Source organism: Flavobacteriales bacterium, from assembly GCA_025210295.1.
In the GTDB taxonomy this organism is placed as follows: Bacteria; Bacteroidota; Bacteroidia; order Flavobacteriales_D; family Parvicellaceae; genus S010-51.
Genome location: JAOASC010000027.1, coordinates 1 through 23,093, shown reverse-complemented (window position 1 = coordinate 23,093; position 23,093 = coordinate 1). Strand labels below are relative to the sequence as shown.

At 33.4% G+C, this 23,093-nt stretch carries 18 protein-coding genes; 6 read left to right on the top strand and 12 right to left on the bottom strand.

Annotation, left to right across the window (positions count from 1 at the left end):
• The 7 genes from N4A35_08280 to gatB all read right to left on the bottom strand — a co-directional run.
• On the bottom strand, positions 1-194 hold a 194-nt coding region (locus N4A35_08280; GenBank protein MCT4581397.1), incomplete at its 3' end, for a hypothetical protein.
• A 106-nt stretch (positions 195-300) separates the two neighbouring features.
• Entirely contained in the window at positions 301-657 is a 357-nt protein-coding gene (locus tag N4A35_08275) for a hypothetical protein (GenBank protein ID MCT4581396.1), read from the bottom strand.
• A gap of 5 nt (positions 658-662) precedes the next feature.
• Positions 663-1,871 carry a 3-oxoadipyl-CoA thiolase gene (gene pcaF / locus N4A35_08270; protein ID MCT4581395.1) on the bottom strand — a complete coding sequence of 403 codons (1,209 nt, stop codon included), beginning with the start codon at positions 1,869-1,871 and terminating at the stop codon, positions 663-665.
• A 33-nt stretch (positions 1,872-1,904) separates the two neighbouring features.
• A complete protein-coding gene (locus N4A35_08265) occupies positions 1,905-2,363 on the bottom strand; it encodes a RecX family transcriptional regulator (GenBank protein ID MCT4581394.1) in 459 nt (152 codons plus the stop codon).
• Positions 2,363-3,514 (bottom strand): AhpC/TSA family protein, encoded by a 1,152-nt coding sequence (locus N4A35_08260; GenBank protein ID MCT4581393.1) that lies wholly within the window; start codon positions 3,512-3,514, stop codon positions 2,363-2,365. The genes N4A35_08265 and N4A35_08260 overlap by 1 nt, the downstream gene beginning before the upstream one ends.
• 12 nt (positions 3,515-3,526) lie before the next feature.
• Complete coding sequence (locus N4A35_08255) at positions 3,527-4,768, bottom strand: AhpC/TSA family protein (protein ID MCT4581392.1); 1,242 nt, start codon at positions 4,766-4,768, stop codon at positions 3,527-3,529.
• 11 nt (positions 4,769-4,779) lie between these two features.
• Complete coding sequence (gatB, locus tag N4A35_08250; protein ID MCT4581391.1) at positions 4,780-6,243, bottom strand: Asp-tRNA(Asn)/Glu-tRNA(Gln) amidotransferase subunit GatB; 1,464 nt, start codon at positions 6,241-6,243, stop codon at positions 4,780-4,782.
• Positions 6,244-6,601: 358 nt separating this feature from the next.
• Here gatB and N4A35_08245 point away from each other — a divergent pair, with 358 nt between their 5' ends.
• The 3 genes from N4A35_08245 to N4A35_08235 all read left to right on the top strand — a co-directional run bounded on the left by N4A35_08245 (position 6,602) and on the right by N4A35_08235 (position 9,255).
• Positions 6,602-7,204: a sigma-70 family RNA polymerase sigma factor gene (locus N4A35_08245; GenBank protein ID MCT4581390.1), complete on the top strand. Its 603-nt coding sequence runs from the start codon at positions 6,602-6,604 to the stop codon at positions 7,202-7,204.
• Between the two features lie 142 nt (positions 7,205-7,346).
• Positions 7,347-8,399, top strand: coding sequence for a DUF4476 domain-containing protein (locus tag N4A35_08240; GenBank protein MCT4581389.1), 1,053 nt, complete (start codon positions 7,347-7,349; stop codon positions 8,397-8,399).
• A gap of 85 nt (positions 8,400-8,484) precedes the next feature.
• Entirely contained in the window at positions 8,485-9,255 is a 771-nt protein-coding gene (locus N4A35_08235) for a thiazole synthase (GenBank protein MCT4581388.1), read from the top strand.
• Here N4A35_08235 and N4A35_08230 read toward each other — a convergent pair.
• The 5 genes from N4A35_08230 to N4A35_08210 form a co-directional block, all read right to left on the bottom strand.
• Positions 9,247-9,906 (bottom strand): HD domain-containing protein, encoded by a 660-nt coding sequence (locus tag N4A35_08230; GenBank protein MCT4581387.1) that lies wholly within the window; start codon positions 9,904-9,906, stop codon positions 9,247-9,249. The two genes, N4A35_08235 and N4A35_08230, sit on opposite strands and share 9 nt — an antisense overlap.
• Entirely contained in the window at positions 9,907-10,455 is a 549-nt protein-coding gene (locus N4A35_08225) for a hypothetical protein (protein ID MCT4581386.1), read from the bottom strand.
• A 243-nt stretch (positions 10,456-10,698) separates the two neighbouring features.
• Positions 10,699-13,590, bottom strand: coding sequence for a serine hydrolase (locus tag N4A35_08220; protein MCT4581385.1), 2,892 nt, complete (start codon positions 13,588-13,590; stop codon positions 10,699-10,701).
• A gap of 189 nt (positions 13,591-13,779) precedes the next feature.
• Positions 13,780-14,439 carry a leucine-rich repeat domain-containing protein gene (locus N4A35_08215; GenBank protein ID MCT4581384.1) on the bottom strand — a complete coding sequence of 220 codons (660 nt, stop codon included), beginning with the start codon at positions 14,437-14,439 and terminating at the stop codon, positions 13,780-13,782.
• A complete protein-coding gene (locus N4A35_08210; GenBank protein MCT4581383.1) occupies positions 14,436-15,368 on the bottom strand; it encodes a bifunctional riboflavin kinase/FAD synthetase in 933 nt (310 codons plus the stop codon). Before N4A35_08210 ends, N4A35_08215 begins: the two co-directional genes overlap by 4 nt.
• 173 nt (positions 15,369-15,541) lie before the next feature.
• Here N4A35_08210 and N4A35_08205 point away from each other — a divergent pair, with 173 nt between their 5' ends.
• From N4A35_08205 to N4A35_08195, 3 genes are all read left to right on the top strand, one after another.
• Positions 15,542-16,768: a DNA/RNA non-specific endonuclease gene (locus N4A35_08205; protein MCT4581382.1), complete on the top strand. Its 1,227-nt coding sequence runs from the start codon at positions 15,542-15,544 to the stop codon at positions 16,766-16,768.
• Between the two features lie 35 nt (positions 16,769-16,803).
• Positions 16,804-17,421, top strand: coding sequence for a hypothetical protein (locus N4A35_08200; protein ID MCT4581381.1), 618 nt, complete (start codon positions 16,804-16,806; stop codon positions 17,419-17,421).
• 162 nt (positions 17,422-17,583) lie between these two features.
• On the top strand, positions 17,584-23,093 hold a 5,510-nt coding region (locus N4A35_08195), incomplete at its 3' end, for a hypothetical protein (protein ID MCT4581380.1).

Here is a 23,093-nt window from a genome sequence, read left to right as displayed (position 1 = left end):
GTATTAATCATTAGGAGTGAAGTATCTCCAACTGCGTATGTTTGCACGCCATCAATACGTAAGGGGTTATCTCCAAGATTAACAGGAGATATATGTAGTGAGTTCGTAGGGTTAGCTTGGTTAATTCCAACGTTTTGGGCTATAGAATATAATGAGCTAAGAATTAGAAAAGATAGTAGGTATATAGATTTCATTTTCAAATAATTAAGTACGAAAATTAAGGAATCTAATCTATATATAAAACTAACAACAACTTTTTTATTTAAAAAGTGTTATTTTTTCGACAAAATCATGTATTAACTATTTAATGTCTTTAAAATTTTCAAAAATTAAATCATCAGGAGTAGGATAAGTGATTAGTTTTTCAAAATTTACTTTCCAAAAATCTAAATCTAATAATTGATTGTTATGGTCTATCGTTAAGGTAATCATAACAATAACGCCATCACTATCAGTGTATTGAGCGATGGCAATGTCTCCTTTGTATTCTCCTTGGTTAGGGTTGACTAAATTAATGCTCCCCATTTTACCGCCTTCATATTCATATACAGTATTACTAATAGGAAAGCGATTTAAATCAGCATTAATATGTTTTAAGAGAAACTGAATTAACCTTAATTCAGTTTCTCTAATTGGTCTAGTTACAAACTCTTCCATTTATTTTATACTCTTTCAATAATTGTTGCATATCCTTGCCCAACACCAATACACATGGTTACTAAGGCATATTTTTTATTGGTTCGGTGTAGTTCTAACATTGCGGTTTGTAAGATTCTGGAACCTGTCATACCCAAGGGGTGTCCAATAGCAATTGCACCTCCATTGGGGTTTATTCTAGGATCATTATCAGCTAATCCCATTTCTCTTGTGCAAGCTAGACTTTGAGCAGCAAAGGCTTCGTTAATTTCGATAATATCCATATCATTTAGAGTTAACCCAGCTCTTTTTAAGGCTTTTTCACTCGCATAAACTGGCCCAATTCCCATTATCCTTGGTTCAACACCGGCAATGGCAGATGACACAATTCTTGCTTTAGGAGTTAGACCGTTTCTTTTAGCGGCTTCTTCAGATGCTACTAAAATAGCGCCAGCACCATCATTTAATCCAGAAGAATTACCAGCTGTTACACTTCCTCCTTCTTTTCTAAAGGCGGGTCTCAATTTACCTAATATTTCAACTGTAGTTGTTGGTCTGATGAACTCATCTTTGTCAAAGATGATGTCGTCTTTTTTTCTTTGAGGGATGATAACAGGTACGATTTCTTCTGCTAATATTCCATTTTCTTGCGCTTTAGTTGCTTTCATTTGACTCCAGTAAGCAAATTGATCTTGATCTTCTCTACTTATTTTATACAAGTCAACAAGGTTTTCTGCAGTTTGCCCCATTCCATCGACTCCATATAATTCTTTCATCTTTGGATTGATAAAACGCCATCCAAAGCTTGAATCATGCATTTGAGCATCTCGTCCAAAAGGTTTAGAAACCTTAGAGATTACCCATGGACCTCTTGTCATATTTTCAACTCCACCAGAAATATAGAGATCACCATCTCCTATTTTAATTGCTCTACTGGCATTAATTGTAGAAGCCATTCCAGAAGCACAAAGTCGGTTCACTGTTTCACCTCCTAAAGTATGAGGAAGTCCGGCCAATAATGAAGACATTCTAGCAACATTTCTGTTGTCTTCTCCTGCTTGGTTGGCACATCCAAATAATACGTCTTCTATTTCAGATGGGTTTAAAGTAGGATTTCTATTCATTAGTTCTTTCATCACTAAAGCTCCTAAATCATCGGGTCTTACAGTAGAAAGAGTTCCTCCAAAATTTCCTATTGGAGTTCTTATTGCATCTATTATATAAGCGTCTTTTATCATAGTGTGTGGTTTTGACTTTAAAGTTATAAATTATTCTTGGATCAACTGATTGATGAGCTCCCAAATCAAATCAGACTCATATCCTTTTTGATAGCAGTATACTGCGACTTTTTGTTTTTTTTGATATAGGGTAGGTGCTTTTACAGTAGCATATTTATTGGAGACAAGGTTTTGTAGAACAGAAGTGTACTCTTCATCTTCTATAGCGTTTAGTCCTTTTTGGATACAGTAGGAGGAAACTTTTTTTTCTTTAAGTTTCATTTTGATTTTATTTTTCCCCCATTTTTTTATTCTAAATTTTCCTTCTGAAAATGCAATAGCAAAGCGTTCTTCATTGAGGTAGTTTTCAGAAATTAATTGAGCAATAATATTTAAACGCTCCTCTTCGTCTAGATGATAGGTCCATAGTTTTTGTAGAACCTCGTCTTGACAACGTTCTTGATAGGCACAAAAGTGTTTTAATTTTTCTAATACCTGATTATAGGTCATTAATCCCCAAAAATTGCTTCTAATTGTTGTTCTAATTGATGTCCTCTTAATTTGGTTGCAATAATAGTCCCTTTAGGGTCTACCAACATGGTATAAGGAATCCCTCTGAATTGATATGTTTTCGTCGCTTGTGTTCTCCAACCTTTTAAGTCACTAACATGGTTGGGCCAAGTCAATTGGTCTTGTTGAATGGCATTTTTCCATCTATTCTTGTCAGTATCAAGAGAAACACTATATACAGTAAACCCTTTGTCTTTGTATTTATTATAAAGCTTTACAACGTTAGGGTTTTCCATTCTACAAGGTTTACACCAAGAGGCCCAAAAATCAACTAAAACATAGTTTCCTTTTAAGGCTTCCATTGTCATAATCTCCCCTTCTGGATTAGGAAAGTTTAATTCAGAAAATTGTTGACCAATATTAGGATCTTGTTGAATCCTTTGAGGTTTATTGTTAGCTTTTTTTGCCGCTTCTATTTGTTGTATTTGTGCTTTAATTGATAAATGATAATTAGAATTAGGGACACTTGCCGCTAAACTTTTTTCAATTTTTTTATACCAATCCAACTCCGTTTGTGGATTGAAGTATGCTGTTGTTATTAGCAAGGCTAAAGAGTTGGAGTGTTGTGTTACAAAAGCGTTTCTTTTTTGAGTAAAACCTTGATATAGTTCTTGTTGTTTTAGTTGTCCAATTTTTGCTGAATCAGGATGTTCATAAGCAGCTTTTAATTGATTTAATTCACCTTGAAAATTATTTACAATAGTTGTAAATTTAAGGATGTCTTCAGATTCTTTCGAACCAGTAATTTCGTAATCTTTGGTAATGGTAGTAGAAGGAGAATTAAAAGTTATTTTAGAGGAAGTAGAAGCACTGTCTAAAATTAATAAGGCATAATTTTTAGGAGTGAACGATAAACTATAAAATGCTTTATCAGCAGGAACTGAAAATTGAAGTTTAAATTTTCCTTTTTTATTAATGGTTGCTGAATCTAGCGGAACCATTTTGTTGTTTTTAAAACTGTTGATAAATATTGTCTTCCCTTGGGCTTCAGCGATCTTCCCAGACATTTTAATGTTTTTTCTTCCATCTTTTTGCGCGATGATCGAAAGACTACCTAAGAATAGTGAAGATATAAATAGTAAGTTTTTCATATTTTGGTTGTTTTAGCCTAAGATTTCTTTAAGTTTTTGTTCTAATTGAATTCCCCTCAGACTTGTAGCAATTACCTTACCATCTTTATCGATTAATACAGTATATGGAATGCCGTTAACACCATACAATGCAGAAGCAGCGGATTGCCAACCTTTCAAATCACTCACATGATTTGGCCATACCAGACCGTCTTGTTTGATTGCATTTTCCCATCTTCCTTTATCCTTATCCAAAGAAACACTATATACAGTAAAGCCTTTATCTTTATATTCATTATAAAGTCTAACAACATTGGGATTTTCCATTCTACAAGGTTTACACCATGAGGCCCAAAAGTCGATAAGAACTACTTTTCCTCTTAAACTGCTCAAAGCGATTTTTTCACCAGAAGGAGATGGGAAATTTAATTCTTGCGCTTGCATTCCAACCTGAGCGTTGCCATTTTGTTTAGGTTGTTGCATGGTCATTTGTTGTTGGAGCTTAGCAATGTTGGCTTTTAATGAATTATGGTAAATAGAATTGTTCATTGTTTTAGCCAATGTGTTTTCTATTTTTTTTAGATAGACCATTTGGCTATTAGGATCAAAAAGGTCTCCAGTAGTAGAAAGTATAGCAGGAGATTCAATATTTTGGTCAATAAAGTTGGTTACAAATTTGGTGAATTCAATAGTTAAAGCTTCTGATTCTTTTAAAAGCGCATTCCTTTCTGGACTGTTGGTATTTTGAGGAAAGGACTGAATTTTATTTTGTAATTCTTGCATTTTGGTATAAAACTCTTGCTTTTGGTTAGTATAGTTATCCAATATTTTAGAATCAGCAGAGCCGTCAATGTCAGCTTTAGAAATAAGGTTGTAATCGCCAGATAATGTAACCTGTTCTGTGCTGTTTAATAGAAGTAATTTTAGTTTTTTGGGAGATGATCCTACTCCATAAAACTGATAACCTTCTCCTTTTCCTTCTAATTTAAAAGTGTGATCTGCTTGAATCACAGTACTATCAATAATAGATGGCTGTTGACCAGAAAAAAAGTATAGGAATAGCTTTTGATCTTTTCCTTCAGCTAACGTTCCTTGAATAGAAAAGTGAGTAGCATTAGGGTTTTCTGGTGTTGTGCTAACAGCATTTTCAAATGTTATGTTTTCTTTCGAATCAGTTGTTTGTACTGGTTGACTTTCTTCTTTTGGTTCTTCTGAACAAGAACCTAAAGAAACTGTTAGTAGAGTTGAAAGAATAGTGTATTTAAAAAATTTCATGCGATGCTATATTAAAGTTTTTGAATCACTTGATTCAATATTTGATTGGTCGTTTTTGGGTCGGCAGCTCCTTTAGTTGCTTTCATTATTTTTCCCATAAAAAAGCCAGTTAATTTCTTCTCTCCATTTTTAAAACGTTCAGTTTCAGCTGGATTCTCTTTAAATATCGTTAACACAATGTCTTCTAGAGTATTAGAGTCACTTTGAGTAATCCAATTGTTTTCTTTTGCAATGGTTAGTGGGGATATATTTGGAGTTTCTAACAGTTTAGGAAATACTTTTTGTGAGGCAACAGAGTTACTTATTTTTCCCTCATCAATAATGTTAATTAACGCTGCAATTTTGTCGACACTTATCGGAAAAGAAGCTATCGTTAAAGCATTTTGATTCAAGTAAGATTTTATGCTTCCCATCATCCAGTTGGCAGCCGATTTATAATTACTTGTCTTTTGAATTAGATCTTCAAAATAAAGTGCTATACCTTTATTTTCTGTTAGGTTAGTAGCGTCATATTCAGATAAACCTAATTCTTTTTGATACTTTTTAAATAAGTCATTAGGTAGGGGAGGCAAGGCCTCTTTTTGTTGGTCTATATATGCTTGAGTAACGTGAAGAGGTGTCAAATCTGGTTCAGGAAAATATCTATAGTCATGCGCATCTTCTTTTTTACGCATACCTACAGTTGAATTTGACGTAGCGTCATAATTTCTTGTTTCTTGTACAATTGGTTCTCCTTTCTCAATCAGTTCAGCATGCCTAACAATTTCAAATTCAATGGCTTTGGCAACATTACGCATAGAGTTCATGTTTTTTACTTCTACACGTTGTCCAAATTGTTTAGAACCTCTTGGCATAATAGAAATGTTCACATCACATCGCATACTTCCCTCTTCCATATTCCCATCACAAATTTCTAAGTAACGTAAGAGTTTTCTAACTTCTGTAAGGTAATTATAGGCTTCGTTGGCAGACTTAATCACTGGTTCAGTAACTATTTCTACCAATGGTACTCCGGCTCTGTTTAAGTCAATTAACGTGTCAAATGGATCCATGTCATGTGTACTCTTTCCAGAATCTTCTTCCATGTGAATTCTAGTTAGCTCAATAGCTTTTTCATTACCATCATCACCTTTAATCATAATGGCACCACCTCGACAGATAGGAGTTTTATCTTGTGTAATTTGGTAGCCTTTAGGTAAATCAGCATAGAAATAATTTTTTCTATCAAAATGCATATCACGAGTAATATTAGAATGACATGCAAGCCCTAATCTGACCGCATATTTTAATGTATTCTCGTTAAAAACAGGAAGCGTACCAGGATGACCTAAGCTTGTAGGACTTATATTGGTGTTTGGGATTGCTCCAAATTCATTAATATCATTACTGTAAGCCTTACTTTTTGTATTTAATTGAGCATGAATTTCTAAACCAATAACAGGTTCATATCTCTCTAACACCTCTTTTAATTCCATTTTATTCTTTAATTCTCTATTATCGTAATCTCACAAAATTACAAATCTTTTGGGAATATATATAGTATGTTGATTTCATGTTTTGAAAATGTTAACATTAATTATGGTTTGTTTAAACTATAAAAGGATATGAACGTCAACTTTTCTTAACTAAAAATCAATTTATTAAGTATAAATTTGATAGTCGGAAAAAATACATATATTTGTCCCGCTAAAAAAAATATTAAAAGGAGGCAACCATTTAAAATTTAATAGGTTTCTCAAACACAAATCTTAAAAATTACGCTTATAGAATAATATCTACTTTAACAACATTTATTGATTAAAATAAATTTTTTACTTAAAAAGAGGTATTATTATGCTATTAACAAAAATAAGCGACGCTGAACTCGTTTCAAAGTATATTCAAGGAGATGAAAAAGCTTTTGAAGTTTTATTAACCCGTCATCAAAGTAGAGTTTTTTCATATATCTTAATGATGGTGAAAAATGATGAATTGGCAAATGACATCTTTCAAGATGCATTTACAAAAGTTATTCTAACACTTAAGAAAGGAAAATATAATGATGAGGGGAAGTTTTTGCCTTGGGTCATGAGAATTACACATAATTTAATTATCGATCATTTCCGAAAATCTTCCAAAATGACTTTTGTAGCCCAAAGAAAACCTAAAGAGGATGAGGATTTTAATATTTTTGATATCTTAAATTTAGAGGAGGGAACCATAGAAGATGATATGGTGTTGGAGCAAGTTTTTCAAGATGTTAGAGATTTAGTAGAGTTGTTGCCTGAAGATCAATTGGAAATTGTAAAAATGAGGCATTTTATGGGAATGAGCTTTAAAGATATTGCAGAAGCTAAAGATATTTCTATTAATACAGCATTGGGAAGAATGCGTTATGCTTTAATTAATTTAAGAAAACTTGTTAAAGAGAAAAATTTAGAGTTAACATTGGCTTAACAAATTGTTTGACACTCTTAACATCTTCTATACAACTGACTATTATCTTAAGTAATATTTGGTTTAGTTTTATGATTTTTGTTTTTTTGTGGACGATAAGTTGGCATAGTTTTAGTAATGTCAACTTTATAAAACCAATATCATGAAACAATTATTATTCACCGCGTTATTAATAACCTCGTCAACATTAGGTGCACTAGCACAAAAAACAAGTAATTTAGTCATTTTTGCAGAAGATCCTAAACCTTTTTATGCAATTGTAAATGGAATTAAACAAAATGCAGAACCGCAAACTAATGTTAAAATAACCGGTTTAACTAATCCTAATGCAAGCATTAAGGTTGTTTTCCAAGATGGTACGCCTGATTTAAATAAAACAATTTGGTATGAGTCAATGGGGAAAGAGGTTACCATGAGAATTGTAAATACTAAAAAAGGGTATAAGCTAAGGTTCTTTGGGGAAGTTGCAATTGAAAATGCTGTTGAAAATGCAGATCAATCAGTAATTGTATACCATACAACTGAAATTCAACCTGAGCCTGTACAACCTGTTGAACAAACAGTTACAGTTACTGAACAAGTCGTTACCACAACCAATACCAATACCTCTCCTGCAGTTTCAACTACTACAACGGTTCCTGCTACTACACAATCAGAAAATGTAAGTGTAGGAATGAATATAGGAGGGTTTGGTGTTAATATGAATGTTAATGTCAATGAAACAGGAACTATTGAGACAACATCTACAAGCAATGGTGCTGATTATTCATCTACATCTACTACAACCACTACGACCACTACAACTACCTCTACTTCTGGAGTAGATTATGGAGCTTCTAATACACAAGCAGATGGAACTATGACGAGTTCGGTTGTATATGTAAGTGGCTATACAGGGGGGGTAGGATGTCCTATACCAGAATCAAGTGTTCAATCCATTAAAAGCTCAATAGAAGATGAGAGTTTTTCAGATGATAAAATGAATGTTGCTAAACAAGCAATAAAAAATAGATGTATAACAGTTAGCCAAGTTAGAGATATCATGTCTGTGTTTGATTTTGAGGATAAAAAGTTAGAATTTGCTAAATATGCTTATAGTAGAACTTATGATGTAGATAACTATTACTTAGTAAATAAAGACTTTGATTTTAGTTCAACAAAAGAAGATTTGAATAAATTTTTGGAATCTAAATAATTATAAAGAATTTATATCTTAATTTTGAAAACCCGTTTAATATTTAAACGGGTTTTTTAGTGAAAAGTATTAGAATACAATTGTTATGGAGCAGCATTTAAAAATAGGAGATCAAGTTTTTAACTCAAGGTTATTTACAGGTACAGGAAAGTTTAGTTCTGTTGAGGTGATGGAAGAGGCACTCTTAGCTTCAAAATCTGAGTTAGTAACTGTTGCTTTAAAAAGAGTGGAATTGAAAAATGAACAAGATTCCATTTTAAATCATTTGAAGCATGAACGCATTAATCTTTTACCGAATACTTCTGGAGTAAGAAATGCTAAAGAAGCTGTTTTTGCTGCTGAATTAGCACGTGAAGCATTAGAAACGAATTTTATTAAGCTAGAAATACATCCAGATCCTAAATATTTAATGCCCGATCCTGTTGAGACATTGATAGCTACTGAAGAGCTTGTTAAAAAAGGTTTTATTGTGATGCCTTATATTCATGCTGATCCAGTTTTATGTAAGCGTTTAGAAGAGGTAGGAACTGCTGCAGTGATGCCTTTAGGTTCTCCAATTGGAAGTAATAAAGGATTATTGACGGCTGATTTTTTAAAGATTATTATAGATCAAGCAAAAGTTCCTGTAGTGGTTGATGCAGGAATAGGGGCTCCATCTCATGCTGCCTATGCTATGGAAATTGGAGCCGATGCAGTGTTGGTCAATACAGCTATTGCAGTATCGGATAATCCCGTTCAAATGGCAAAAGCTTTTCAAATGGCTGTTGAAGCTGGGAGAATGGCTTACGAAGCGAAGTTAGGAGCTCAAAATATTGTAGCCAAAGCAAGTAGCCCACTGACCAGTTTTTTAGATTGAATCTAATTGCCCATTCCACTCTAAGTAAAACTGTTGTAAAAAAGACTCCATATATTGGTGTCTTTTTTTTGCTAATTCTTTTCCTGTTTGTGTTTGCATTCTGTCTTTTAACAAAAGTAGCTTCTCATAAAAATGGTTAATGGTATGGCCTTTACTATTTTTATAGCTTTCAAAATTATCGTGTAATTCAGGAGTTTGTTCAGGGTGATACATCAGTCGATTGTGATGACCTCCATATGCAAAAGCTCTTGCTATACCAATAGCTCCTATAGCATCTAGGCGGTCAGCGTCTTGTACTATTTTACCTTCAAGTGTTAAGGGAGTCGTTTTAACATGGGCCCCTTTGTACGAAACTGACTTTACAATGTTTAATACTTCTGTTATAAGATTGTTCGGGCAATGGTGTTTTTGCAATAATTCACCTATTAATTTCTCTTGTGAATCATCAAATAGTTTATGATCACCCAGGTCATGGAGTAGGGCAGCTAATTCAACTAAGAAAATATTGGCTTGTTCTTGTCGAGCGATTGATTTTGCCGTTTCAGTCACTCTATAAATATGCCACCAATCGTGTCCAGATCCTTCTCCTTCAAAAATAGATTGAATTTCGTTACGAATAATGGATAAAAACTCCTCTTTAGATTGTTCCATTTACTGTTGGGTTGGAGCAGTAAGGTGAATAGAGATCGTTAAATTTTCATAGTCTAATATAACCTCAGTGATAGGTTGGTGAGCAGATTTGTCAGTTTCTTTTGGATTGAATTTGATGGTTGTAATATCATTGCCATTAAGTTTAGCTGATGATTTTGTAAAACCTTTAGGTGAGACTGTTAAAATACGTTTAATAATATCGTTGTACATTGCTCTGGCAATCAGCTCATCTTGTTGACAATCAAAATTGACAACAAAGAAAGAACTTTGGTCATTCGAACGAATTGTTTCATTCTTTCCAGCGTTGAAATCAATCTTAGTTTGATATTGGATGTAGTCTTTTTGTTGTTCTTTCTCACCTAAGATACTTTCAAACTTTTGATAAGCAGCAATAAATGCAGAATGGTATTTAGCATTGAAATCCATTAAGTTTTGCTCTAAAAAGACCTCTGCTTTATGTTCTTGTTCCATAACCTCCATTTCTGCTTGTGCAAAAGAAATGGTTTGTCCAATAAAAAGAGATAAGGTAAATGTTAGAATAGCCTTCATAGTTTTAGTTGATTTATGACCCATGTCAGTTTTTTATATGATTATCATTTTAAATCTTAAACTACTTAATTGATAATTTTATGACATTAAACAAAATAGATCTTATTATGACATTTTTATTATCTTCAGCAGTTAAGACAACTTCATTATTTACACTTGGTTTTTTGGTTGTTATGCCAATTTTTATAACCGTTATAATAATTATTAAAGCTAGAAAAAATAAAAAGAAAAAGCAATAAATCTTTATTCTTTTATTGAGTTTACAGCATCATACAACAATTGTTGTACTCTTGTTCGTACACTTGTTTTGATAATTTTTCTATTGGTAGCATCAGGATAAACTCTATTTGATAGAAATACATATACTAAACCATTGTCAGGGTCAGCCCAGGTAACTGTTCCAGTAAAGCCTGAGTGACCAAAGCTTTTGTTGGAAGTACATTTGCTACAAGTTGGGCCGCTTCCGCCACCGCGTACAGGTTTGTCAAAACCAATACCTCTTCTATTTTTATTAGCAATATAATAAGGTGAAGAGGTGTATTTTTTTACAACTGCTTGATTGAAATAACGTTCACCACCATACGTGCCGTACTGCATAAATAATTGCATCATAACAGCTAAATCATTGGCATTAGCAAAAAGACCAGCATGGCCACAAACCCCATCTAACATTGCTGCACCTTGATCATGTACATCTCCATGGATTAATTGGTGTCTGAAATAATTATCTTTTTCTGTTGGGACTATACGATTCAACTCCCATTTATCTCTTGGTTTATAACCGATATTACCTAGTCCTAAAGGAGCGTAAAAAGAAGTGTTTACGTATTTATCTTGTCTCATTTGTGTTTGACGTGCAATAATCTCATTGATAAAATAATAACCAATATCACTGTATTTATACTTTTTTCTTGCAGAGATTTCTTTGTTTAGAATTCGTTTGAAAATAGTATCTCTTAAACTAGGAACAGCGTATAAGTTCTCAGCGACTCTTTCAGAGTACTTGGCAGTTTTAGTTTTATTATACAATTCAGGTAAAGGCTTTTTATATTTGGTGGTTTTGATGTAAAAAGGAATCCAAGGAGTAAAACCTGCTTGATGGGTAAGCATTTCTACTAGTTTGGTGTTTTTATATGCTGTGGTATCTACTAAGTCACTTAAATAAGTGTGTAAAGTAGAGTCGACATTAATTTTTTGCTCAGATTCTAATTTCATTAGAGCAGCTGTAGAGCTTGCTATTTTAGTAATGGATGCTAGATCATAAATATCAGAGTTTGTAACGGCTATTTTTTCATTATAAGTGTGGTGACCGTATGATTTTTGAAAAAATACATGTCCGTCTTTTGCCGCAAAAATTTGACATCCAGGAAAAACAGAATCTTTAATACAACTTTCAATAATAGTATCTATTTGATGAAAAAATGCATTATTCATACCTAGGGCTTCAGGAGTAGTATAATTAAATCTGGTTCTTTCCTTTAGAATAATCCCACTGTTTATCGGAAAGTCTTTACTTGCTGTAACAGGAAGCTTTCCAAGAGCTGGAATCCCTCCAAAAATTAATTGACCACTTAGATCTTTAGTTAGTGGATGTTCTTCATAGCTCATAATCAAAGCCGTTGACTTTTTAGCTGCAGTAAATTTTTTCAGAGTGTAGGGATTACCTAAAATATTAAGAATAACTTTGTGATGACTAGCTAAGCTATCTATAATTTGATTTAAAGAGCGGGTAATACCAAAATTTTGATAGGGGCGTTGGTTCATATCGTGAATGGTGATAAGAAGTAGGTTGTAGTCTTTGGTTTCCTCAAAGACTTTTGAAATATCAGATTTAGGAACTTTTATGGGATACGAATAACGGTCAAAATTGGCATAACGATCTATTGATTGATTAAATTCATTATCATTTTTTGCACCAAAACTTATAGAGGCCATTTTTAAGGTATCTAATCTTTTTAATGGAATGATATTGTTTTCGTTTTTTAACAATGTAATTGCATTTTCAAAGAGTTTAGTGTTGATGGTTTCTGCTTCCTTTGTATGAAGCTTTTGTTGTAATGTTTGTGGTTCTATCAATTTATTTTGGTGGAGGCCAGACCAGTATTTTGCAAAAAGTATTTTTTTACACCTGTTATCTATTTCATCTTGCGTTATAGCCTTGTTGCTTAATGCTTTTTTGATTTCGATTATGGCTTTAGGAACATCTTCAGAAAAAAGTAAAACATCGTTACCTGCTAATAGCGCAGCCACATCAACCTTTCCAGGTTCATAAAAACTGCTAACTCCTTTCATGTTTAACGCATCTGTAAAAACAAGTCCTTCAAAACCTAATTCATCTTTCAGCAATCCATTAACGATTTTAGGTGATAGTGTAGAAGCTCTGTTAGGAGTTGCATCAATTTGTGGCATATAGAGATGAGCAACCATCATGCTTCCTAATCCATTGTTGATAAGCTGTTTAAAAGGGTATAATTCTAGAGAGTCTAAACGCTCTTTTGAATGGTTAATGATAGGTAACGTTTTATGAGAATCACTATCAGTATCCCCATGTCCAGGAAAGTGTTTAGCATTAGCCATTACTCCAAAATCTTGCATGCCATTCATATAGGCTAACGATTTTCTTGCAACTGCAAATTTATTTTCTCCAAATGAACGATAACTAATGATAGGATTTTTAGGGTTGTTGTTAACATCAGCTACAGGAGCTAAGTTGACATGTATTCCCAAAGCTTTACATTGTTTAGCGATTTGTTCCCCCATTTTATAAATGAGTTGTTCTGAGGTGTCTTGAATTGCTCCTAAGGTCATTTGTTTAGGGAATTTCATAGTACTGTCTAGTCGCATGGCTAATCCCCATTCCCCATCAATAGAAATTAATAAGGGAACTTTACTCTCCTTTTGATATCTATTGGTTAAAATGGCCTGTCGGACAGGACCTCCTTGAAAGAAAATTAAACCACCGATTTTATAGTCTTTAATTAGTCGATCTATAGACTGAACATGTGTTTGGTCTTTGTTAGAATAAGCTGCAACCATAAAAAGTTGAGCAATTCGTTCTTCTTCAGAAAGCGTATTAAAAACACTATCAACCCATATCTTAGCATTTCCACCTTGAAAAAAAGGAGGTTTTTTCAAGGTACTGTTGTCTTTTTTTAAGGGGCTACTACTTGTAAAAAGAATTAAGCAACTAAGAATAATTATATTGAAAAGTTTTGTCATTTGAATAAGTAAACAGGTGTAACTAGTTTTAAGTGTAAACTATAAAATTACAAATACCTATACATATTTAATGCCAGATCAGATGATGTTATCAATTGAAGAATGTTAATATCCACAATTACAGGAATTAGAGAAATGAATGGTGGTATTAGGTAATAATTTTTGGATGCTTTCTTTATTGCTCGGACTGATAGGTGTGATTCTTAAATCAAGCTCTTCTAGTTGTTTAAGGTTTTTTATACTTTCAGGTAATGAAGTAATATCATTATCCCATAAATCTAAATACTTTAGCTTAGATAAATCCTGAATAGCATAAGGAATTGTAGTTATGGAATTTTGGTTGAGGATTAATTTTTCAAGTTGTTCTAATTCCAATATAGGGAGAGGAAAGTATTCAATGCTGTTTTTACTGAGGTATAATTTTTTTAACTGTTTTAACGCTGAAAATTCTGTCGGTAGTTGACTGATATTATTCTTGTTTAGTACTAGTATTTCGAGTTGTTCTAGTTCTTTAATAAAAGAAGGAACTTCAGTTATTTTATTTCTTGATAAGTCAAGGTAAGCTAAGTTTTTTAATTGACTTATTTTTTGAGGTATTTTATTTAGTTTTTGTTTTTTTAAAATTAAGACCCTTACATTTTCAGGAGTAACTAAAGCTTCTTCCAATGAAGAGTATTGATAACAGGTATCTAAATTTTCAGGAATAACTTGTCCAATAACAGAGTTAATTCCAAAAAACAAAAAGAGTAGAACTAAATACTTCATACGTGTAAAATGGCCTTGGTAGCAGCTTCATCCTTTTCTAACTGCAGTTTTAAATCCTCAATAGAAGCATGCTTTTTTTCATCTCTTAATTTTTTGATAAATAGTATTTCTATTTCTTTATCGTAAATGTCTTTGTTTAGCTCAAAAAAATAGGCTTCAATTGTTTCATTGGTATCTTTAGTAACAGTTGGTCTGTTTCCGATGTTTAACATCCCATCATAAACTGTACCATCAATTATCCCTTGTATGGCATATACGCCATTCTTAGGGATGATTTTGTATTGCTCTGCTACCGAGATATTTGCAGTAGGATAACCAAGCGTTCTTCCTATTTGATTTCCTTTTATGACGGTTCCTTTGATAGAAAAAGGGTGCTTCAAATAATCAGAAGCGATATCAATAGCTCCATCTAAAATTGCATTTCTAATTTTAGTAGAACTCACTTTTATTTCATCTATCTCTTGCGCTGATATTTCTTCAACCTCAAAACCATATACTGGAGCTAATTCGTTTAAGAGTTCTAATGAACCTTGTCTGTTTCTCCCAAACCTATGATCATACCCAATTACGAGTGTATTAACTTTAATGCTACTAACTAAAAAATCCCTAATGTATTCTGTGGGAGTAATACGTGAAAAAGATTTATCAAATGGTAAAATAATTAGATGATCTAAGCCAAATGATTCAAGAAGTTTAATTTTTTCATCCAACGTATTTATGAGTTTTAAGTTGTTATTTTCAGGAAAAATAACCATACGAGGATGAGGGAAAAAAGTTAATAAAACACTTTCTCCTCCTTTTTGTTTTGCAATTTCTTCTAATCGAGTAATGATTTTTTGATGACCAATATGCACGCCGTCGAATGTGCCTACTGTAACTATTGGTTTCTTGACACCAATAAAATCATCAAGGTTTCTATATACTTTCAAGTTAGCTTTGTTTTGTTGTGAAGTACAAAAATACAAAAATCATTTTGAAAATAATCAAGTGAAAGGACTAGACTTAAGATAGATTTAATGTGTATAAATAATCATTTGTCTATATTTGTTATGAATTGGAATTATTTCTACCCCCTTTAACTTAAATAAAACAGATAAAAGAAGTGAAAGTTAATCTATTGGTAATACTATGCTTTTGGTTAGTTACAGGAATATACGGGCAATCTTTGGAGGATGAGATTCTTCGTGAAGAACAATTAATTATTGAGTTAAATACAGCAAAAGTCTCCACTCAAAAAAAATTAGAAGAACTAAAGTTAAAGAAAATTCAGCAAGACTTAATCAGTATAGGTTTTCCTAAGAGTAATTTTGGAGAGCAAGTAGTTCAACATCAAGCGATGGTTTTGGGGTATGATGAAAAACATGAACAAGCGAGATGGGTAATGCACATGGTGTTGCCAGATATTGAAGAGGGAAATACTTCTAGGACAAACGATTTTAGGGAAGATTCTTTAGTGACTACTGGAACAGCTGTAAAAGCTGATTATTGGTACAGTGGTTATGATAGAGGCCATCTAGCACCGTCAGCAGATTTTAGGTGGTCGCCAATAGCATTAAGTGAATCTTATTATTATTCTAATATGTCTCCCCAATTACCAGAGTTAAATCGTGAAAAATGGGCAGAGTTAGAAAATGCAGTAAGAGATTACGTCTTATATCATAATGAACCGGTTTATGTGATTACTGGCCCAGTTTTACATGATAGTTTACCTACCATGAAAAATGAAGGAAGGGCGAATGAAGTTTCTATACCTGAATTGTATTATAAAATTGTTTTAGATATTACTGGAGAGGAAAAAAGAGGAGTGGCTTTTCTAATCCCCAATGGAGATTGTACCTATCCGATTATGAGTTATGCTACTTCAATTGACGTTATTGAAAGAAGAACAGGGCTCCGTTTTTACTCTAACTTACCAGAAGATTTAGCAAGTAAATTAAAAGAAGAATACATAGAAAAGGATTGGCAAGTAGGGGTGAATGATGGGAATGTACAACCAATAAATCCAACAACCTTACCTAAAGGGAAAATAAATACAGTTCAGGCTCAGTATAATATTGGAACTAAAAGTTGTGTCTGTGGAACAGTGGTCTCAACTAAATACAGTGAAAAGTCTGGTGCAGTATTTTTAAATTTGGATAAGAAGTTTCCCAATCAAATTTTTTCTGTAACAATATGGAAAGATGCTCGGGCTAATTTTAGTTACCTACCTGAAGAAGAATTGAAAGGAAAAAAGGTGTGCTTAACAGGAAGAATTGAGAACAAGAGAGGTACACCAACTATAAATATTACTAATGAGAAAAAAATAGAAGTGATAGGGGAGGATTACTAAACAAAATAGTAAGAATCAATTATCTTTGTCCAATCATGTTAGTACAGTTTTTGAATGCTCAGTCAGAGTTGAGGCAACATTTAATGGTGACTCTTTTCTTTTTAATTTTCATTATCTACAGTTTACATCCAAATTTTAATATCTCCATCAGGTTGTTGCTTCCTTTAATACTCGCAAGTATAGGAGGGATATATTGGTTGTTGAGGTTACAAATGAAAAACCGTCTCATTGTTGCTGTTCAGAGCATCGAAAAAGCTAATAGATTTAGTGTCGTAAAGAGAAAAATTGCGTGGGTTTTAATCCCTTTTTTATTGTACTCTATTCTGACATTGGTTCACTTTTATATCGTTTATATTGGTAATGGAGAGGTTGTTCCATTAGCTTATGATTATGGTTTAGGTGGGCTTTTGGCATTAGGATTTAATTTCTTTTTGCATAAAAAATGGCAATTTGGAATTTGTAATGAAGGAATAATCATAGGTTCAAAATTAGATGCTAAGTTAATCACTTGGGAATGTGTAAAAGGGATCGATTATCAGTCCAATAAAATTATTATTTCACTCAAAAATGGAATTTCAATACAACAGTTAGAAATTACCAACCTTGAACAAATCAAAGTATTTGAGAAATTGTTGAAATATAAAATTAGTTAGCTTATTATTGTTTGTCTATCAGAGTTTTATGATCGTTCATCTTATTTTGGACTTTATTGCAGAAAAATATGTTAATTTTTATGTGATTTTTGAAAAAAATAAACAACTACTGTTATATTTTTGCGTCTATTTTTCTACAAGAACTAAAACCAACTCTACTATATGAATAAGGTTATTCAAGCAATTCTAATTTTATTAATTAGCAATTATTATACATATTCCCAATGTAATTTTGTATTGATAAATTCAACAACTGATAATTTTACAGTTAACGGTACCAGTTTGGCTCCATGCCTGAATCAAGCTACTTTTACGGTTAATATGGAGAATGTCTCTCCATTTTATTTAAGTAATTTCGAAGTGACTATTGATTTACCTGATGGGGTCAATTACATTGCAGGAAGTTCAAGTAATGCTACAGAAACGAATATTACAGACTTAAATAATCCTGTTTTTTCCATAGCTGATATTGATGTTTCAACAACCAATAACAATACACTTTCTTTCACGATTGATGTTGATGCAACATGTGAGTTGCAAACGTTTTTAGATGCAGGTGGGATTGTACAAAACGTTGTAAATATTACTAACGATGCGACGAACAATGGGTCTACCATTAACTGTAATATCGTCCATACCAGCCAAGTTTACAGTGCATCTGTTCCAAACTTATCAATCACAAATATTACTGAGCAAAGTCATATCGGTACAGTGGGAGAGGTTTTTCAAAGATGTATTTCTATTATCAATGGAGGCTCAGGTGGTTTAGCTCAATTTTCTTTACATGATGTACATGGAACAGGTATTGGAATAAATAGCGTAGATGTCGGAACTGTTGTTACCAATGGAACAACGGAAGAAATTACATTTAATGGAGCTGATTTTACAGCGATAGGTAATGGAGATAATATTTTTGATCCAGGTGAAACATTAATCATTTGTGAAACCGTTCAGGTGCTTTCCTGTGTTTCTACAGCATCCACTTTTAGGTATTTTTGGGGCTGTAATAATGAAAATTGTCAAGAGCTGACTGATGGTGCGAATGTGACATTTCCTGGTGAAATTCCTGATTTGAAAATGCAACGTTATAATAACTTCCGAAACAGTCATACTGGTTGGAATAATAGTCCAATAACTAATGATACGCTTTGTTTTACCGAGGATGGAGTTTATACATCTGGGATTTATGTTACCAATTCAGGTTCAGGAACAGCCTATAATGTTTTTGTGCAAATGGATAGTAGAAATACTTCTTCTTCTAGTGGGTTTGATGTTTCAAATATAAGGATGACGCGTAACGGAGTGCCTCAACCTTTTCACCGCGATAGCTTAATTAATCCTACACGATATGGGACGAGTTGGTCATCCTGTTTACCTGCAAATTCGGTAGGTAATATCGATTATGTTATCGATTCTGTAGCTCCCGGGGATACAGTGTATATAGAATGGGATTGGTTTACTTGTTTTCAACATAAAAGTTGTACTAATCGTCAACACATGTTGTTGTGGTATTATAAAGCGAATTATGAAAATAAATGTTCGCAAAGTTATGAAGTCCTAAGAACAGGAGGAAGCTATTGGACTTACTTTAATCATACTTTTTCATTAGATAATTCTCCAGGTACAATGATTGGGAATTCAACTGCTAATGTTAGTTATGTGAATAATAGTTGGTACCATTATATTCCAAGAAATCAAGCTAATGACCAGTTTCGCTTTCAAATTGTGATGCCTTCATGCTTAGGTTTTGATGCCAGTTCTTTTAAAATAACGAGAACAGATGGTGTCGTTTATTCTCCAAATTCATCGACAAGAGTGGGGGATACAATAAATGTTTATTATACAGATATTCCTGTTCCAAATGGAGGAACATTCAACGAGTCGACAATAGATTATGATATTACCTTAGACTGTAGTTCATGTGGTAGTGGTTCGTATCCTATTGAGATGACATCATATTATACCCCAAATATAAAAACTGGATGTGATAATGAACTAAGAATGGGATGTAATTCATTTAATGTAAATCTTGTCTGTCCAGACCCTTGTCCTGGAATTAATTTCAATAAACATTATGCTAAAAGAATTAATTTAGGACTTCCTGATAATGATAATAACGGACTACCTGATCCTGCTGGAACAATTGATTATACTCAGATTCGACAAGATCGAATGATTTTTGGTGACACCCTTCAGATTTTACATGGAGGAAATGTCAACAATTCACTCAATGACTCTATTTGGCCATACGTTGTCGCTACAACAGAGTTAACAACTGGTGGACATTTGTTTACGTATGTCGATGCAGAGTTTACATTGTATCAAGTTGCTACAGGGACTTATCATACAGCTACGATTGTCCCGGCTCCAATAGTCACCAATACAGGTACCACTAAAGACATTAAGTTTGAATTGGATTTGAATGCTTTAAACTTTACCCCTGCTTTACCAGCAAACTATTCATTACAAGATCAAGATTCTGTATTTTTGAAATCGAATTATAAAGTTACCAAAAATGTAAATGGAGGGATTGTTGTAGTAAGTTCTAACAGTCGTTTTTATTGTTCGGATATTGCTACAAATGCTCCTGTAACCAATCAATTTGGGTGTCCAAACTTAATTAAAAACTTTACAGTTTTAGGATTTTATTTTTATAACTGTTGTGGAGATTCTAGAAGTACAAAGTCATGTGATTTAGTTACTTTTAGTCAGAATTACTATTTGTATATTGCTGGTACACACGGAGCTAAAAATAAATTTAGAAATGAATACCGACCTTTTGCTCATCCTGAAAACCTAAAGGTTACCTTACCAGATTCTTATACTTATGAATCTTCTCGATTTATTTTTTATAGAACTACTGGGGTCAATAGCCGAAGTTCAACATCTGGAAATACAGGAACAGGGAGTGTAGGTGGTTGGTATCCACTTACACCGTCTACTGTTGTAGGAAATGAATATACTTTTAATACAGACGCGTACTATGGTGATGATCCTGTTAATGATAGTATTATGTATGGAGATGAGGGGTATTATGGAACATTCCAAATTACTGTATCACCTAACTGTAGTATTGAAGGTGATACCTCAAAAAGAATCAGATACGATTGGGAGTTTGAAACAGTTCCTCAGTGGTATGGAACTACCAATAATGCAGCAACGCACACCAGTAACTCTAACTACTATTGGGATGATACCATTGTAACAAGAACAGATGAATGGATTTCTTATGATAAGCCTAAGTTGTTGTTGCAGAGTAACCTAATTTCTCAAAATGTCCCAAGTAATACTGCTGTTTGGAATGTAAGTATAACAAATAATTCTAATACTTCAGATGCGCATAACTCATGGTTTGGGATTCCTACAATAGGAACAGTCGTAGCAGATAGTTTATACGACCAAAATGCAGGAACGATGGTCTACCCTTCTCCAACTGGAATTTTCCAAATGGGGAATGTTAATGCTGCACAAACCTTAAATTATACTATTTATACCCACATTAATGGATGCAACTCTGATAGTATTGTCGTCTATCATGGATGGGATTGTTCTGGTTACCCAATAGATGTTAATTCATATACCTGTAATCCTTTACAAACAACCCTATATATAACACCTTTGATGCCAGAGTTATCTAACTATATTACTGTTTTAGGTGGAGATACTATTGGTTTATGTGATACGGCAAGATATGAAGTTAAAGTAACAGATTTTCAATTAGGAAATGCATTTAATTTAACAACAAGTATTAATGTCCCATCTGGAATGATTATTGAACCTGGAAGTTGTTATTTGAAATATCCTGAGTCTGGAACGTATGTTAGTATTCCTAATCCTGTCAATACATCCGGGAACAATTGGGAATGGGATATCTCTGCTTTAAATGCTATCATAGGAGCAGATGGTCTTCAAGGAGTGCTAGATCAAACACTAAATAAATATTACATTCGTTTTAGCTGCCTTACCGATTGTGATTATGTATCAGGAAGTAGGGTGACCTGTTTAACTACTGGAGAAGCTAGATGTGGAAGATTGTTTAATTCTAATGTAGGAGTGTCTAACCAAGTCTTTATTGGAGATGCCTTACCGCCTTATGAAGCAAGTATACGTATTAACACAACATACATTACACCATGCTTAGGTAATACACCTGTAGAATTGGTAGTGGTTAATAATGGACCATTATCTTTTGGCGCTAATGATTCTGTCTATTTTAGATTAGATAATGGAATTAGTTATGATGCGAATTCTTTTACTGGGATATTGAATGCACCAATTAATGGTGTACCTTCGATCGTTAATAATAATGGGGTAGATGAATTAGCATGGAAACTCCCACAAGGAGTAGGTGTTGGTGATACCACCAAGTTCTCTTTTACAATTAATGGTAGCCCAGATGATTTAGAATGCGGAGTGTTGCAATTAGCATCTCAAATAACAACTTATGGAGGAGCTGTCTGCTCTTCTACAGGATCTTTTTGTAATATTGATATTGCGACAGCTGATACCCTAAAAAATATCTTTATCTATAAAGGGTATTTGGATATGTCTAATTCAATAGGGTCTTATGCTACACCTAATGCGCCAAGTGGAGAAACTGGAAATATAAGTTTTGATATCTTTAATTCTGGAGAAACGATTAGTACAGGTACTGAAACAATTATTCAGTTTTACCAAGATACAGATAATGATGGTGTATTCTCTGCTGCTGATACATATATTACAAACGATACGATTCAGGATCAATTAACTAGTAATTCTTCTTATGGATATTCAGGAACAATTGATATCCCTGGAGGAAGTAGTTGTAAGTTAATAGCTGTTATTGATACGAGTTTAAATCCATGTACTTGTACACCAGCTCAAATATTAATTAATTTACCTTTAATATCACCTGCTACATCTCATACAGTTTGCTCAGATGATGTGATTCAAATTGGTAATCAACCTATTAATACATATACTTATTCATGGAATCCTGTTGGTGATATAGATAATGGAGCCATTGCTCAACCTAATTTTTCTACGACGTTGAATTACCCCGCAACAAATACCTTTCAATTAGTTAGAACAATTGATAGAGGTTTGTGTTTTGCTACTGATACTGTTGATGTCTTAGTTTACTCAATGCCAATAGCATTAGCAGGTGCTGACCAAGATTTATGTAATATTTATACCACAACGTTAGCAGGAAATCAACCTCAAGGAACCGCAACCGGAATGTGGAGTGAAGATGCTTCTCATGTACAACCAAGTACAGTTACTTTTACAGATGCCACACAGTTTGATACTGATATTAATAACCTCCAAGAAGGAACGTATCAACTGGTATGGACCGTGAGTAATGGAACCTGTACACCAGCAACAGACACCGTTGTCATTAACGTTTACGATCAACCAACAGCTGACGCTGGAGTAGATCAAGATTTATGTAATATCTATACGACAACTTTAGCGGGTAATGCACCTCAAGGAACGGCAACAGGAATGTGGAGTGAAGATGCTTCTCATGTACAACCAAGTGCAGTTACATTTACAGATGCCACACAGTTTGATACTGATATTAATAACCTCCAAGAGGGGACGTATCAACTAGTATGGACCGTTAGCAATGGAACCTGTACACCAGCAACAGATACCGTTGTGATTAACGTTTACGATCAACCAACAGC